The following is a 15,352-nucleotide window of genomic DNA, read 5'->3' as shown; positions in this document are numbered from 1 at the left end:
GCTCAGGCACTGCTGTGGCCTCAACCTCTTTCTTCTCCTCTTTCACCTCAGGCTCAGGCACTGCCACAGCCTCAACCTCTTTCTTCTCCTCTTTCACCTCAGGCTCAGGCACTGCCACAGCCTCAACCTCTTTCTTCTCCTCTTTCACCTCAGGCTCAGGCACTGCCACAGCCTCGACCTCTTTCTTCTCCTCTTTCACCTCAGGCTCAGGTACTGCCACAGCCTCAACCTCTTTCTTCTCCTCTTTCACCTCAGGCTCAGGTACTGCCACAGCCTCGACCTCTTTCTTCTCCTCTTTCACCTCAGGCTCAGGCACTGCCACAGCCTCAACCTCTTTCTTCTCCTCTTTCACCTCAGGCTTTGACGCCGTAACCTCTTGTTCTACCTTCGGTTTCAAGGCATTAAGTTCCAGGGCAGCATCTTTATTCTTCGGGTTAATCTTCAACGTAATTTCATAATATTTAATCGCCTTTTCATAATCACCCTGTTTCTTGTAGCAATGACCAAGATATAAATTCGTATTTTCGCTATCCTTTGCTTCCTCATAAATCTCTTCAAGCAGTTTTATCGCTTCTTCTATCTCACCTTTCATATAGTATGCGCGACCCAGTATTATCTTCGCGAGAGTATAAGCAGGATTACGCGCCAAGCCGTCTTTCAGTATTGAGATCGCTTCATCCACCATACCTGAAGACAGATATACATCTGCCAGTGTCGCGAAGATTAATGCTCCTGAATCTATGGCTAATTCATCGGACATAACACATCCTCCTCATTTTCATATTCCTTCCTTTAAAATTTCAGAAAGTTCTACAGTAATTTTCAAACAGTGTTTTATCTTTTTGGCAAGTTCTTCATCAGGACTCAAGAGTAACGCTTTTTTCCAGTTATCGCATGCGTTCTCAAACTCTCCTTTTTGAGTCTGCAACAAACCGAGATGATAATACGGCAAAGGCTTTGATGAATCAAGTTCTATCGCCTTTTGGAAATAATTGAATGCAGCTTCCCGTTCATTCTTTTCCAGATGGAAAATTCCGGCGAAGAGATTAAAATCATAAATATCCGGATGTCTTTCGTTAAGATAATTTAAATACTTAACAGCACTGTCAAATTCTTTCTTTTTAACATAGGTCTTCAAAAATCCAAGATTCGCCGTGATATTTTCCGCATCGAGTTTGTAGATCCTATCGTAGAACTTCAAAGCTTCGTCCAACGCACCCATATTGAAAGATATTTCCGCTGCTGCCCCCAACCATTCAATATTATCTTTTTCTTCTTCTAAAAGTTTCAAATAGATATTCTTTGCATCGAAAAGACGCCCTGTCTTCTCCAGCAGATAAGCCAGCATACCCTTCACTTCCCGATTTTGCGGGTGCTTCTCCGCATAACTATTGAGAAAATTCAAAGCATCCTCGGTGTTACCGATCTTATACAAAATTCTGGCTTTTAATGTAACAGCTTTACTCAACTCGGGGTCAAGTTTTAGAGCCTGCTCAACCATACTCAAAGCACTCTCAAAATTATTTTTGTTGAAAAACTCTTCGGCACTTGCAAGAGAATTCGCCGCCGTAGGTATCTCAAGGTCGACCACTTCGGCTTTTTCTGTCTTTTCTCTCTCTTTTTCAATAATACCTTTACTGTAATACGGTCCTAATCCGAAAAGTTGAGGTTCAAGACAGAGATGAAATTTATTTTTTTCATAATTCGGTTCAATCTCCATTCCTTTTCTGATATAATCAAGCCCCTCTTTGAATTTCCCTTGCTTCGTAAGGATAAAACCGGTGTTATAATAGGCTCCGGCGTGTCCCGGTGACAACGAAAGTGTCTTCTTGAAAAATTCGAGTGCTTCCTCGTCTTTACCGGTCTCGACATAGACAAGTCCCCTGCCGAAATATTCATCCGCGGAATCTCCACTGAACAGCTTAAGGGCGTTTTCGTAATTGCCTTCCCGTAAATAATACATACCCAGATTGATCCTTGCATCTGTATTTCCTTTTTCAATTGCAGCTTGATAATTATCAATCGCCTGTTTTATATCACCCATACTGAAATAACAGACTCCGAGGTTATTCATAGCCGGTGAAAAATCTTTTTCGAGCGACAACGCTTTTTCAAACCACTCAATCGCTTCAGGAAGTTTGTCTTCGAGACAGGCGAGAACACCAAGGGCATTATTGCACAACGCCGAATCAAAATCAGATTCATAGGCATTTTCCAAATACTTTCTCGCCTCATCCAATTTAAAGAGGAACAGACAAACCTGTCCTACGGCAAGATGCAACTCAGGACTATCAACATTAAATTTCAAACACTCGTCGAACTCCTTTTTGGCTTCTTCGAAAAGGCCTTTGTTTCTGTAAGTTATTCCCAAATTATAATGGACCTGATATTCGTTTTCTGAAATCTTCGGCACACCGAGCTGTTCTTTAAGAAACTCCCACTGTCCCTTGTGCTCCTTGATATTGATTGAAAGATTGGGCTCGAATTGGGCTAAAGCAGGATTTAATGCAATCGCCTTCTTCACCGACTCAAGGCTTTTTTCGACATCACCCTTTTCGCCATAAGCAAAACCGAGAAGGAAATGGCTTTCAGCCGATGAAGGTTCAAGATTTATAGCCTCCTGGAAATTCTTTATCGCCAGGTCAATTATCCCTTTATTAAAATATATTTCACCCAGAGTTCGATAAACATCAGGTGCTATCTTTATTTCGAGTGCTCTCTTGATTTCCTCGAGGGCGTCATCATACTTACCCAGGAGTTTAAGGGTGATCCCCAAGCCGTAATGTGCCTCAAAAGAACCGGGGTTATAATCCAGAACCTTTTTATAAAATATTATTGACTGGGAATAACGGTTTAACTTCCTGTAAGTATCAGCAAGCTCCAAGGTCTTGTTTTCATCATATGGTTCTCTATCGATGACACGAGCAAGTTTCTCTATCTTCTGTTCCAACCGACCTGTCTTCTTCAGAATAATATCGAGATTGTTACGTGCAAGCACGAAATTAGGATCTATCTTCAACGCCTCTTCGAGAAGCTCAATCGCTTCGTCATACAACCCTTTATTATAATAGACGATAGCGAGATTATTATGAGCTCCCGGATCATCAGGCGGTATTCGCTCTGCAAAGCTCTTTAAAATTTTAAATTCTTCTTGTGAAATCATTTCATCATATTTAGTTTTTTCAAAATTAACTCCAAACTCGTTGTATCGGGAAGAAGCAAAAAGTAAGCGCATAAGGGATTCTGCATATCACCGAAATCAAATTCACTCTCCACACAGAAAATAAAGTCCTTTTCACGACCGAACTCTAGAACGACGCTTGAAAGAACAGCGCCGACCATATCCACAATCATCCCCGGAACCGAGGGGAGTATTAAAAGCCCCAGCAACTCTCCGAGGGCGTTCATATAGGAACACGAAAGAATGTTTGAAACCTCTTTCAAAAGTGATTCCTGTACCTCAGCCGGGTTGTCCTGAATCACCGGCATCAAGAGGGAAGTAAGTTCCTGGGCGTCTTCAAAAGGATACAGCAATAATGTTCGACCGGTTAAATCTCCGAGAAAGTATAGTAAAACCGAAACCACCACATCATTGGGGTCAGCGATCTTCAAGATAACGTCTTCCAACGGTCCGGTCAAAATCTTGGGCACTCGAACCATAACCTTCTTTCCCATCAACTGGGATAAAGAAGTAGCAGCATGACCACTCCCAATATTTGCAACTTCTTTGAGCGCATCGAGTTGTTCAGGAGATAAACGTTTTGCATCAATCATTCAAACCCCCTTGGGTCTATTATCAATATGGGCAGACCATCGGCATAGATTGAACATCCTGAGTATAATGAGGATTCCGCAAGTGGGTCCAATCTTTTAATAACAATTTCATCCTCATCGATGATTTCATCGGTTATATACCCCCTGCGTTTCCCCTGATATTGAACAACAATCACCGATTTTCTACCTTTCTTCTTCGCGCAACCCAACCTATCGCCTAATCTCACCAAAGGAAGAATTTCGTTCCTCAGAGGAAACAGCTCACGGTGGTAAACGGATTTAATCATATTCTCATCAACATAAAATGTTTCCTGGACATGATTTAAAGGTAAGGCAAACCTCTGCCCATCCAATTTAAAAATCATTGTACGGATGACTGCAAGGCTGAGCGGCAACTCAAGGGTGAATGATGAACCCTTACCCTTTTCAGAAGCGATTATGAGTTTACCGCCGAAGTTGACTACAGTCCTCTCAACAATGTCAAGCCCTATGCCACGCCCTGATATCGTCGAAACTTCCTCTCTCGTCGAAAAATCAGGCCGCGTCAATAATCGGAAAAAATCGCTCCTGGTAAAGTACTTCAATTCCGCTTCAGTAACAAGGCCTTTTTCCAACGCCTTTGTCTTGATCTCCTCGACATCGATTCCTCTGCCGTTGTCAATCACCGAAATCATGATTTTTTCTCTTTCCCGTTCCGCTTTCAACACAACTTTTGCCTTTTCCTTCTTGTTGCCGGCTTCGATACCGTGGTCAAGGGCATTACGTAGAAGGTGAAGCAGCAGTTCTTTCAACACATCAATGATTGAACGATCCACCTCTATTTCCCCACCGATGATCTCAAGAGAAACATCCTTATGCTGGCGTTTTGCCTCATCCCTGAACCAACGGGGGAAAAAATCAAAGACAGTGGACAAAGGAAGCATCCTCAACCTCATAACTTCATCCTGGAGTGAAGAAATCAATCGTGATGCATTCTCACTCAAATCAACCAATTCCGAATTACCGAGCTCCCTGCTCAACTTCGAAATTCTCGACCTGATGATCATCAATTCGTTCGTCAGGTTGAAAAGCGTATCGAGTTTTTTCATCTTGATACGAATCTCACCGAGTTCTTTCGCTTTTGTTCTGTCCTGTACAAAAATCCATTCTTTGCCTTCTTTAATCTTTTGGATGGTATCGATGAACTCACTGAATTCCGGTAACTCCTTCTTCTTGCGGAGAGCTTCAGTTGATTTTATCAGAATATCCGTCACCCCAAAGAAAAAGTCAACGAGCCGGGGATTAATCTCTGAATGTCTCTTTGCATCCTGTAAAATGTCTTCAATATCATGCGTCATCGCCGCCATCCCATCGAATCCCATTGTCTGAGCCATACCCTTTATCGTATGAAATATCCGGAAAATCTCACTTATCGCCTCTGAATCTTTATTATTGGTCTCCAGCTTCAATAAATGTTTATTCAGCTGTTTAATATATTCTTCCAGCTCGCTTATGAATAGTTCAAGATAATCTTCCATCGTTTATTTTTCAGCGATTCGATCAATCGACTCCAGCACCCGGGACGGCTGAAACGGTTTAACCACATAATCTATCGCTCCGGCTTGCACGGCTTCCAGAACAAGTGCCTGCTGTCCCATTGCTGATACCATCAGAATCTTCGCTTCCGGATCGATCTTTTTTATTTCCTTGACCGCCTCAATACCACTCATATCCGGCATAATGATATCCATCGTGACAAGATCCGGTTTTAATTCTTTGTAACGCTCCACTGCCTCTTTACCGGTCGCTGCCTCACCACAGACTGTATGACCACCTTTTCCCAGGATGTCACTGAGCATACGACGCATGAACATAGCGTCGTCTACTATCAAAATCCTCATTTATCCTCCTTTGATAACGTCCTTTCTAAATTTAACAGAAGTATCGGCTTCTCTGCATTCTCATACACACCGAGAAAGAAATCCTTCTCTCTCTTTGTTGAAATAAGTTTAGAATTCCTGTTAATATTGCCTTTATCTATCTTTTTGGTCCCGAACAACTCATCTACTTTTAAACCAGCAATTCTTCCCTTATCTTCGACAATAAGTAAAAAATTGCCCTCTTCCTCTCCGCTGATACCCAAACGTTTCTTAAGTGAAACAACAGGAATCACATTTCCCCGCATATTCACCAATCCCAGCAGAAATTCCGGAGAATGGGGTACAAACACAAGATCACCCGCTTCATTCACTTCACGAACATTTTTGATATCAACACCGATATGTTCACTACCTATTCTGAACACCACCACTGCTTCCATCACTCACTCCATAAATATCTGAATCTGACAATATTAAACGGATCCACTTTAAAACCACCGATATTTTTCTTGACCACGAAAGAATCAACACCATGCGAAAGAAAGATCCAGGGGGCGTCTTCAACGATGATCTGTTCGACTTCCTGATACATACGACAGCGTCTTTTTGTGTTACGTTCTGCACGGGCGCAATCAATCATCTCATCCACTTTTTTATTTTCATAAAAAGAAGTATTACCCGCGCGACCGAAGCTCTTCGAATGGAAAAGCGGATAAAGAAAATTATCAGGATCTCCGTTATCCGAAACCCAGCTCTTCATACAGAGAATACTATCCCCCCGATATCCCCGCTCCAGAAAATCCTTCCATGACATAGGGTTGATAATCAGCTTGATACCGATCTTTTCAAGACACTCTTTTATATACAATGCTCTCTTCACGGCGAGTTTGCTGTCGCTGATATCAAAAGGGAAAGAACCATCCAGGCCGCCGCCGTAGCCGGCTTCCTCCATCAATACCTTTGCCTTATCCAGGTTATATCGATAACCCACCAGAGAACTATTATACACACTCGTCATCCCCGGCGGAAAAACTCCGTAAGCAGCTACTGCCTGCCCCTCCATCGCCTCCTTGGCAAAAAGTTCTTTGTTTATCGCATAATTCATCGCCTGACGCACCTTCTTATTTTTGAACGGGGTCTCTTTCATCACATTTATCCCGATATACTGAGTGGACAAGATAGAACCCGTAATGACTTCAGCGGGGTCGAACTCCTTAAAAGTATCCGGGGTCAACTGCATCAAAGAAATCTCTCCTCTTTTGAAACGTTCCACTGCTTCCTTATTGTCGGGGATTATCTTTATAACGACCCTGTCGATCGGCGGTCTGCCGTCGAAGAATTCATTAAATGCATCCAAAATGACTTCTTTATCCTTCACCCAATCAACAAAACGATAAGGACCGGCTCCAATCGGTATATCAGGCGAAAAATCATCAGGAACGATATCACAGGCGCCGCATGCCAAATTGGCGAGAAACGGCAGGTAAGGAAATTTTAAATGAAAAGTCAGATGTTTTTCATCAATGACCTTTATATCTTCCACATAGTCGACAAAACTCACATTAGGGCCTTCTTTTACCCGTTCAATCGAGCGGGCGATGTGCGCCGCAGTGACCGGCCGGCCGTCGTGGAACTTTGCATTGTCTTTAATGGTGAAATTCCACACACGGCCGTCTTTTGACACGGAAAAAGATTCCGCGACACCAAGCATAAGATGATTGGAGGAATCAAAGGTTAAAAGTCCGGTGAATATCTGCTCGATCACTTCATGGCTGCGTGTGTCGGTCTTGTTCGCCGGATCAAGAATAATCGGCTCTATGGATTGTCTGAAGATCACTGTTTTATAACGTTTCTTTAAAATATTGACCTCTTTTTTATATTGATTGACGACATCCAATACCGCTTCAGCGGCTTCTTTGCCTAATTTTATCGTTTTGAAATATTCTTTAAAATTGTGATTGATCTCATTATATCCCTGATTCAATTCACGGATCTGCTCACTCAGGGTACTACAGTCGGTTTTCATATTTTGTGTGGAGGTGACCATCTCCTGAGATAAGTGATCAAGATTCTCCAGTACCTTCTTATTCTTATCCAGAATCTCCAATCCCGTCTTCAAAGAAACCACTCCCTGTTCCACGTCGCTCATACTTTTTACCAAATAAGAAGCCAGCCGGGAGAAATTCTTCGACATATCGTTCGCCACTTCTCCAATCTTATTCACGAAAGATGTGCTCTTCTCAGACAGGGTCTGGATTTCCTTTGTGACGATCGATAAAGAAGAACCGTATTCTCCTGCCCGCGCGCTTTCAATACCAGCATACAAACCGAGAACCCGGGAACGCTCGGTTATCCGCTGCAGTTCATGCAGCGGCTTCTCAATCTCCGCCGCCTTGGTCTTCAATGATGAAAGTCTGCTATTCAGACCGCTTAAGATGTGAATTACATCCTGATAAAACACCAATCCCCTGTTTAAAACATCACATGCCTCACTATTCGTCTTCAACCAATTTTTCAGTTCGCCGCCGATTTCCTTGATGATTTGAAAGAGCTGGTTCGATTCAGAAACGAGCTGCAGGATGGAACGGTCTGAAGATTGCACATCAAACTTGCTTATATCCTGAGATAATAGATCATGAATAGGAACCGTATAGCTCTTTGCCGCATCCTCAAGGGCGATCCGCAGCGAATTGAAGATATGGCAGAAACTCGATATATCTTCAACATCCACTAAATTCTCCCGCAGGTTGTTGACCCTTCTGAAGATCGCCTCCAGAGAAATCTCCAGGATCGTGGAAGAACGTGCAATATCATAAATTTCACTCAACCATACCGCTGATTTCTCATTCTCGGTTAAGAGCAATTTATGTAGAGCTTTTTGGGACTCAACACTTTCAGCAATTCCTTTAATGCCTGATTCCACGGTAGGAATCAACAAAAGGAGCTCGTCAGTGATCTCTGAAAATTTACCGTTGATCTTCCTCAAATCATACATCAGATTACTGACCTTCAAGAGATCATGGCCTAAACTGACGACCTGTTTTATGATCTGTTCAGCAACCTCAGGAATCGCCCGGGTGGGATCCTGGACATTCCTCACCAAACTCGTCATTTCACGTGCTATGACCTCAAAACCCCGCCCCTGCCTGCCGGCGTGGAAAGCCGTTATTCCTGCATTCCGGGAAGCGACTTCTATCGAGTCAGAAACAATACTGATGTTCTTTATGATGTCATCAAGTTGAAGGCCGTCCTGATGTATTTTATCAAATGACCGGGAAATATTATTTAAATCCTCGGTTATACGACCTGAAATAGTGATGGAATCATTGACTCTGTCTATACTCTGTTCAAGGAGTGTCCGTGTCTTCTTGATCTCCTGATCAAACACCGCCGTGCCTTCGAATTCAAGTTCAACCGCTGCCGAAAGATTATCAAATTTTTTTCTGATATCGGAAAGTAATTCAGTGTCTTTCTCAAGTGTCATATCAATCTTCCTGCCGATTTCCAACAATTCCCGGAATGAATCACTGTACTGTGCTAATGGCTCTTTAACCCGGTCAACAACTGTATCTTTGATATTCTGCTCCATATTTGATAATTGTATTAAATTTTAGTTAAATGTCAAGAGTCCGATATTTCATAACTGTTCAACTGTTGAAGCCCTCCGCTTGCTTCTTTTTGAACTGTTTTAATCTTTCTATAAACACAGTAAATTCATCATCACCAAAGGTGTCATCTGTAATCCTTATGCGCGGACCTGAAAAGAGGGTAATCCCCGGAATGACCTTCAATGCCTTCCCACCGGTGAGGATTGTAATGACCCTTCTGTTCAATTTAGTAAAGAAATCTATACCTGTTATTTGTTCAAAATCGAGCTTCACCGGCCGCCTGTGTTTACCTCGATAAAGAACAACACCATTTTCATCCACCTCAACCGCTCTGATCCCTTTTTTCCACCAGATAATATAGTCCACCGCCATATAGAGGATTATTCCCAGAACACCTATGATAAAGAGAATAAATACATAGATATGGCGCAGCAACAAGAGTAAAAACAACAACACCGCTCCCAAAATCACGCCTCCGAGATTGGTGAAGAATAATAGATGACCTTTCGCCTCCATTTTAAAGGGATGGAGGGCTGGACCTTCGAGCTCCTGCGGTTCAGGCCCTGTAATATCATATCTTTCCGCAGGATATTTCTCTCTGAGCCGACCTTTCAAAATCCCGATAATCTCTGAAAGCCGTTCTGTCGCTTCCGATCCCGCTGTAAACGCCGTCTTTTCAATCTCAATCTTATCCACAATCTTCCCGGTCTCTTTATCCCGCACATAAAGAAAGCTTCTGTTCATCGCCAATCACCGATCAGAACAAATGGAGCCCAGTAAAAGGGAGATGAATATTTTCCTTTTATCTTCACTTGTGCCGTCTGTAATGACTGGACGCGGCTCTTTCCCGTCTTCAAGTTCTTGTGAAATTCCTCCATAAATTCAGCAGTAGCCTGACTCGCCACCTCCCATAGTGTCGCCAGACAACTTGCGCTTCCGGCATAGATGAAACCGAACGCAAGACTCACCACCTCATCGCCGGCGATCAACTTACCTTCGGCTGTCTCACACGCCGACAGTACCACCAGAGGGCAGTCCTTCAAATCCAGACCCCAGATCTCTTCGACCCTTAAATGCCCTTCTTCACCTCTGGGAGCCAATACCAGATAAGAAGAAGTCGGTGCATAGGGAATCGACTTACCATGGGTCGCAAACTGCAGTATCTGACAACCCGAAAGCCTGAAAACCCTATTCTTTTCAGCACTTCCGCGGTAAAATGAATCGACCTCACTGTATAATACCGAGATCGACTTAATCTCTTCTTCGGCTTCTGCCAGAGTGCCGTCTGCATTTGCAAAAGCGACCAGGGGTGCGGTCGCTATATCACAGCCCTGCTCTTTAGCTATAATACCGAAGAGAGTGGTGGAATTTATGTAGAACACCTGATATTTTTCACCGAAGCAAAGTTTATCACCCTTTTTCCTGAGGGCGGCGAACGGTAGGTAATAGAGATGCTGATTCGGAATTACCCCGATGATTTCAACGTCGGCCAGGTCAGTTTCCAGCGGTTCAAGAAGATATTTGTAGAGTGCATCGCTGTATTCAACCAGCTCCTCCTCAGAACAGAAATTTTTTATAAGGGTCCGATAACCGTCAATCAATCCCGCAAGCTTCTTCTTACCGACCACAACCCGTCTGATGAACAGATCATAACTCTTTACAATAAAAATATAAAGTTCTTCATCAGCCATCAGATACTGAAGAATAGCCATATTATCAGAAATAAGGCCGATGTCCTGCAGTTCTTTGAGATTTGAAGGTTCTGAATTGACGATCGCAAATAACTTGGGATTATCATTCTTTAATTTATGAATATACTTTTTAAACTCACGCGCCTTGTTCTGAAGAGCCGGATCAAGGGGCGCTTTTTCCGCCTTCTCCATCTGCCGTTTCATCTCATCAATCTCTTTCTTTCTCCGTCTCAGCTCTTCCAGCTCTTTTTTACGCTGAGGATTGACCGGATTGATCTCCAGCTTCTCAAAATCTTCCTTCAGTTTGATAAGAATAAGTTTTTCGGTCAATTCCTGGGCTTTTTCATAATCGCCGTCTGCAACCGCCGCACGAATCAAACCATAATATGCCCGATCCCGACTCTCCTGTTCTCTGATATTTGTAACTCCGACCTTATCAAATCCATCAACTGCCTCTTTAAAAGATGCCTTCCCTAATTCAGTATGTGCAACACCAAGACCTGAAGCCACCATTGCCTTTAAACGGTCCCGTGGTTCTCTCTGGGAAATAAACTCAATCAGCTTTGTTGACACACGGTAATTCAATTCTTTACGCGCAGCAGTGAAATTCTTAAGTGCTTCCTTAAATTTCTTCCTTCTCAAGTTAAGTTCGCCAAGCAGATAATATGTATATGCATCCGGGAATCTCTGCCGGCACCTGTTTCTCTCCTCATCGGTCAAATGGCTGCAGATCTCTATTGCTTCCTCAAGAACTTTATCCGCCGTCTCATAATCAGCACTATAAATCGCGGCGTCGGCAAGCAACCATAGTGCTTCAAGAACAAGGGGATAATCACCGATATTACGGGCGGTCTCCAGGGCGATCGCCGCAAACGCCGCCTCTTTTTCATACTCTTCTGCAGACTGACAGAGAAGAGCCAGCACAAGAGAATAGACCGTTTTAGCCCGAGGTACAACCTTCAGACTTTCAATACCGGTTTCCAGTAAAGGAAGGGCATTATAAGAGAATAATTCAGGAATCACCTCAACCCTTTCAATAACGGTCTCTTCATCCCCTGTAGATTCCTGAACTATTTCCAGAAGTTCATTTACCGAAGGGCGAAAATATTTTGCGGCACGTTTACAAAATTCCGGCATAGAAGGAAACCATCTTATAACGGCTTTGGAGATCGGCTCACCGAACACCGACGCGCCGGCAGTATCACCCATGGCGGCGAGCGCCCATGCAGCGCGTATTTGGAAAATCGGTTTATCATCATCAAGGAGCAGTTTGTATAAAGCAGGTTTTAAAATCTCATCACTGCCCGTGTTGAGCGGCGAACTGAAAATCCGCCATAACAAAAGAAATCTATCTTTTCTGGTCTTATCATTGATGAGCGCTGCGATACGCTGTACACCTTTTTCCACCCCCAGATGCACCAGGGCGACGGCGATATTATCCTTTACGGCTTCGGTCTCTTCTGAAAGAAGATATCTTTCGCTGAGAGCATCCACGGCATCCTGGGTGCCGACCTTTTCCAGTACCCGCACTGCTGACAGACGTGCCCCTTCATCATCAGAATCAAGCAATGGAATGAGATACGGAACTGAAATCGGATCAGCCATAATTCTCAAATCATAAAATTGCCTATCTTTAACCATTACCGGAATACCACTCTTGTCTTCAAGCATCCATAAAGACCAGGCCGCCAATCGGCGTGCCTCCACCTGAGTTGAATCCCTGAGTGCCTTTTTCAACACCGGAATCGCACTCTCGTCTCCGATCACGCCCAGAGATAATATTGCACAGTCATACGCCGTACCGGACCAGGAACCCGTACACTCAGCACCGATTGCAATCTGATGTTCCAGTATCTTGATAAGCGTCTGTATTGAAACAGGCGACGGGATATACTGCAGACCGTACGCGATCTCTTTCTCGTATGATTCGAGGCAGGGAAGTATCTGAGGCAGAGCACGTTCATCCCCGGTTGTACAAAGTATGCGGATAAAAGCAGCGGTATCGGTAAAAGTACCGGCAACTTCCAGTATCTTTTCAAAACTTTCTCTGTTATGAAATTCAGCGGCTGAAACACAGTATTCTATCCTCACTTCTTCGGGCAGTCTTTCATCACGACAGAACCCGAGGAGTATCGGAATACTCGCTTCGCCGTAAATTCGGGGCAGGCTGCACCCGAGTAAGTACAAGAATATTGCTCCATCATCACCGTACTTCCCGATAAGATCTTTCTCTTCAATGATTGAAATAATTCTCCTACCGAGAGCGGTATCGCCATAAAAAACATTCTCTTTAATGAACCAACCAATATCCCAAACACAATCATAATCAAGAAAATGGGCGCCTTCCTCAGTATATTTCAGAATGAGTTTTAACGCCTCAGGCCTTTCCCGAGCAGAAAGTTTATCGAGAACCGCAATGATACTGTCACTGATTGATTCCACGGTATCCACCTGAGCCCGACCCAACCAGTAGGAGAGCCGGTCCATCGAGTTATACACAGCAGCCGTTTCTCCACCGAATAAGTAGCCGGAAAATGAAAAAAGGAAAAGCAATAAAATTACAAAAAACGATTTCTCAAGCCTCCTGTATTTCTGTAGTTTTCTGTTTCTCTGTTGAAAGTGTTCTTTATAAACCATAAATTTCAATTTCTCGTAAGAAATTATATGTGAAATTGTAGATGTGTCAAGCAACCAAACAAAAAAATGCCAGGACGCAGAATCGAACTGCGGACACCCGGATTTTCAGTCCGGTGCTCTACCAACTGAGCTATCCTGGCTTGATGAAACCATTTTACATATTTTTACCGGAATGTCAAGCAATTATTACAGGCCCGACTCAACACCTGCACGCCGTGGATACTTTCTTGACATAAACGATTATGTTGTTATAATCACTCAACATAAAGAAAGGGGGTTGTTTACCATGAATGCTCTGTTTCTTTGTTTACTTGTATACATCGGTTTTATCATAGCCTACCATACATACGGACGTTTTCTGGGCAATAAATTATTTGAACTGAGTAAAAAAAGAATAACACCCGCCCATGAATTGAATGACGGAATGGATTATGTACCCGCCAGAAAAGAGATCCTCTTCGGCCATCACTTCACTTCGATCGCCGGTACAGGACCTATTGTAGGACCTGCCATCGGAGTAATCTGGGGATGGGTGCCCGCCCTGATCTGGGTGTTTGTCGGTTCAATCGTAATGGGAGCAGTACATGACTTCGGCGCTCTGGTAATCTCCGCCCGAAACAAAGGGAAATCGATCGGCGATGTGACGAGCCATATCGTCAGCCCGACATCGCGTATTCTTTTTCTGCTCGTCATCTTCTTCTGCCTCGTCATCGTGGTTTCGATATTCGCTTTGATAATCGGTATTCTCTTCACCATGTATCCCACTGCGGTCTTCCCGGTCTGGATGGAAATACCGATCGCAATAGCCCTGGGCTATTTGATATATAAGAAGAAAGCGAATCCGACCCTGCTTTCAATCATTGCCCTCGTTCTTATGTACATAACGGTATTCATCGGAATCTATATTCCTGTAAAGCTACCGGGTTTTATCGGCGGTTCTCCCCTTATAACCTGGTTGCTCATTCTGCTCATATATGCGTATATCGCGTCGGTACTGCCGGTCCAGACTCTCCTTCAGCCGCGCGACTATATAAATGCCCACCAATTGATAGTCGCAATGATCTTACTTTTTCTTGGACTGGTGATCACTGCGCCGCAAATAAGCGCTCCTGCCGTTGTTACCGCGCCGAAAGGTGCACCACCTGTCTGGCCGTTTCTCTTCATCACCATTGCCTGCGGTGCAATCTCGGGCTTTCACAGTCTTGTATCATCAGGGACATCATCAAAACAACTCTCTGATGAAACCCATGCCCGCTTTATCGGTTATGGAGCGATGTTAATGGAAGGAGCCCTTGCAACGATCGTCATCATCGCCTGTACTGCCGGACTCGGCGGCATTGAGGCATGGACAGCGCGTTATTCAAACTGGGCGGTCGCTTCGGGATTGGGTGCAAAATTATCCGCTTTTGTCGACGGTGCGACGACCTTTCTCACCGCCCTCGGTATCAGTAAAATTCTGGCAAAAACAGTACTCGGTGTCTTCATAGTAAGCTTCGCCGCAACCACACTCGACAGCGCCACCAGGATCCAGCGCTACATAGTGACTGAACTCGCACAGAGTTTCAAAATAAAGTTTCTGACAAAAAGACACAGTGCCACCGCCCTGGTGATCATTTCCGCCCTCTTACTCGCCCTTGTGAAACCTGATGGTAAAGGCGCCCTTGTATTATGGCCCCTGTTCGGCGCAAGCAACCAGCTTCTGGCGGGACTCGCCTTGATGGTCATAACAGTATATCTCTATAAAAAGGGGAAGTCCATACTTTTCACGGGGCTGCCCATGCTC

Annotated in this window: 10 protein-coding genes and 1 tRNA gene; 1 reads left to right on the top strand and 10 read right to left on the bottom strand. The window is 44.0% G+C overall.

Annotated features, from left to right (window positions below):
• From ENI34_10295 to ENI34_10250, 10 genes are all read right to left on the bottom strand, one after another.
• Positions 1–760 (bottom strand): tetratricopeptide repeat protein (locus tag ENI34_10295; protein ID HEC79507.1); only part of this gene is annotated, 760 nt, incomplete at its 3' end.
• Positions 761–778: 18 nt separating this feature from the next.
• Positions 779–3,235, bottom strand: coding sequence for a tetratricopeptide repeat protein (locus ENI34_10290; protein HEC79506.1), 2,457 nt, complete (start codon positions 3,233–3,235; stop codon positions 779–781).
• On the bottom strand, positions 3,160–3,774 hold the full coding sequence (locus ENI34_10285) for a CheY-P-specific phosphatase CheC (protein HEC79505.1): 615 nt from the start codon (positions 3,772–3,774) through the stop codon (positions 3,160–3,162). The genes ENI34_10290 and ENI34_10285 overlap by 76 nt, the downstream gene beginning before the upstream one ends.
• A complete protein-coding gene (locus ENI34_10280; GenBank protein ID HEC79504.1) occupies positions 3,771–5,291 on the bottom strand; it encodes a hypothetical protein in 1,521 nt (506 codons plus the stop codon). The genes ENI34_10285 and ENI34_10280 overlap by 4 nt, the downstream gene beginning before the upstream one ends.
• 3 nt (positions 5,292–5,294) lie before the next feature.
• A complete protein-coding gene (locus ENI34_10275) occupies positions 5,295–5,654 on the bottom strand; it encodes a response regulator (GenBank protein HEC79503.1) in 360 nt (119 codons plus the stop codon).
• Positions 5,651–6,073, bottom strand: a complete 423-nt coding sequence (locus ENI34_10270) for a hypothetical protein (protein HEC79502.1) — start codon at positions 6,071–6,073, stop codon at positions 5,651–5,653. Before ENI34_10270 ends, ENI34_10275 begins: the two co-directional genes overlap by 4 nt.
• Positions 6,073–9,222 (bottom strand): hypothetical protein, encoded by a 3,150-nt coding sequence (locus ENI34_10265; GenBank protein HEC79501.1) that lies wholly within the window; start codon positions 9,220–9,222, stop codon positions 6,073–6,075. The genes ENI34_10270 and ENI34_10265 overlap by 1 nt, the downstream gene beginning before the upstream one ends.
• A 58-nt stretch (positions 9,223–9,280) precedes the next feature.
• A complete protein-coding gene (locus ENI34_10260) occupies positions 9,281–9,985 on the bottom strand; it encodes a hypothetical protein (GenBank protein HEC79500.1) in 705 nt (234 codons plus the stop codon).
• On the bottom strand, positions 9,982–13,569 hold the full coding sequence (locus ENI34_10255; GenBank protein ID HEC79499.1) for a CHAT domain-containing protein: 3,588 nt from the start codon (positions 13,567–13,569) through the stop codon (positions 9,982–9,984). Before ENI34_10255 ends, ENI34_10260 begins: the two co-directional genes overlap by 4 nt.
• Positions 13,570–13,636: 67 nt before the next feature.
• Positions 13,637–13,709, bottom strand: a tRNA-Phe gene (locus tag ENI34_10250).
• A gap of 32 nt (positions 13,710–13,741) precedes the next feature.
• Here ENI34_10250 and ENI34_10245 point away from each other — a divergent pair.
• On the top strand, positions 13,742–15,352 hold a 1,611-nt coding region (locus ENI34_10245), incomplete at its 3' end, for a carbon starvation protein A (GenBank protein ID HEC79498.1).

The sequence above is a fragment of the candidate division WOR-3 bacterium genome, from assembly GCA_011052815.1.
GTDB lineage: Bacteria > Hydrothermota > Tepidihabitantia > SM23-42 > SM23-42 > DRIG01.
Note: the sequence above shows the minus strand (reverse complement) of the source record. Positions and strands in the feature narration are given on the sequence as shown.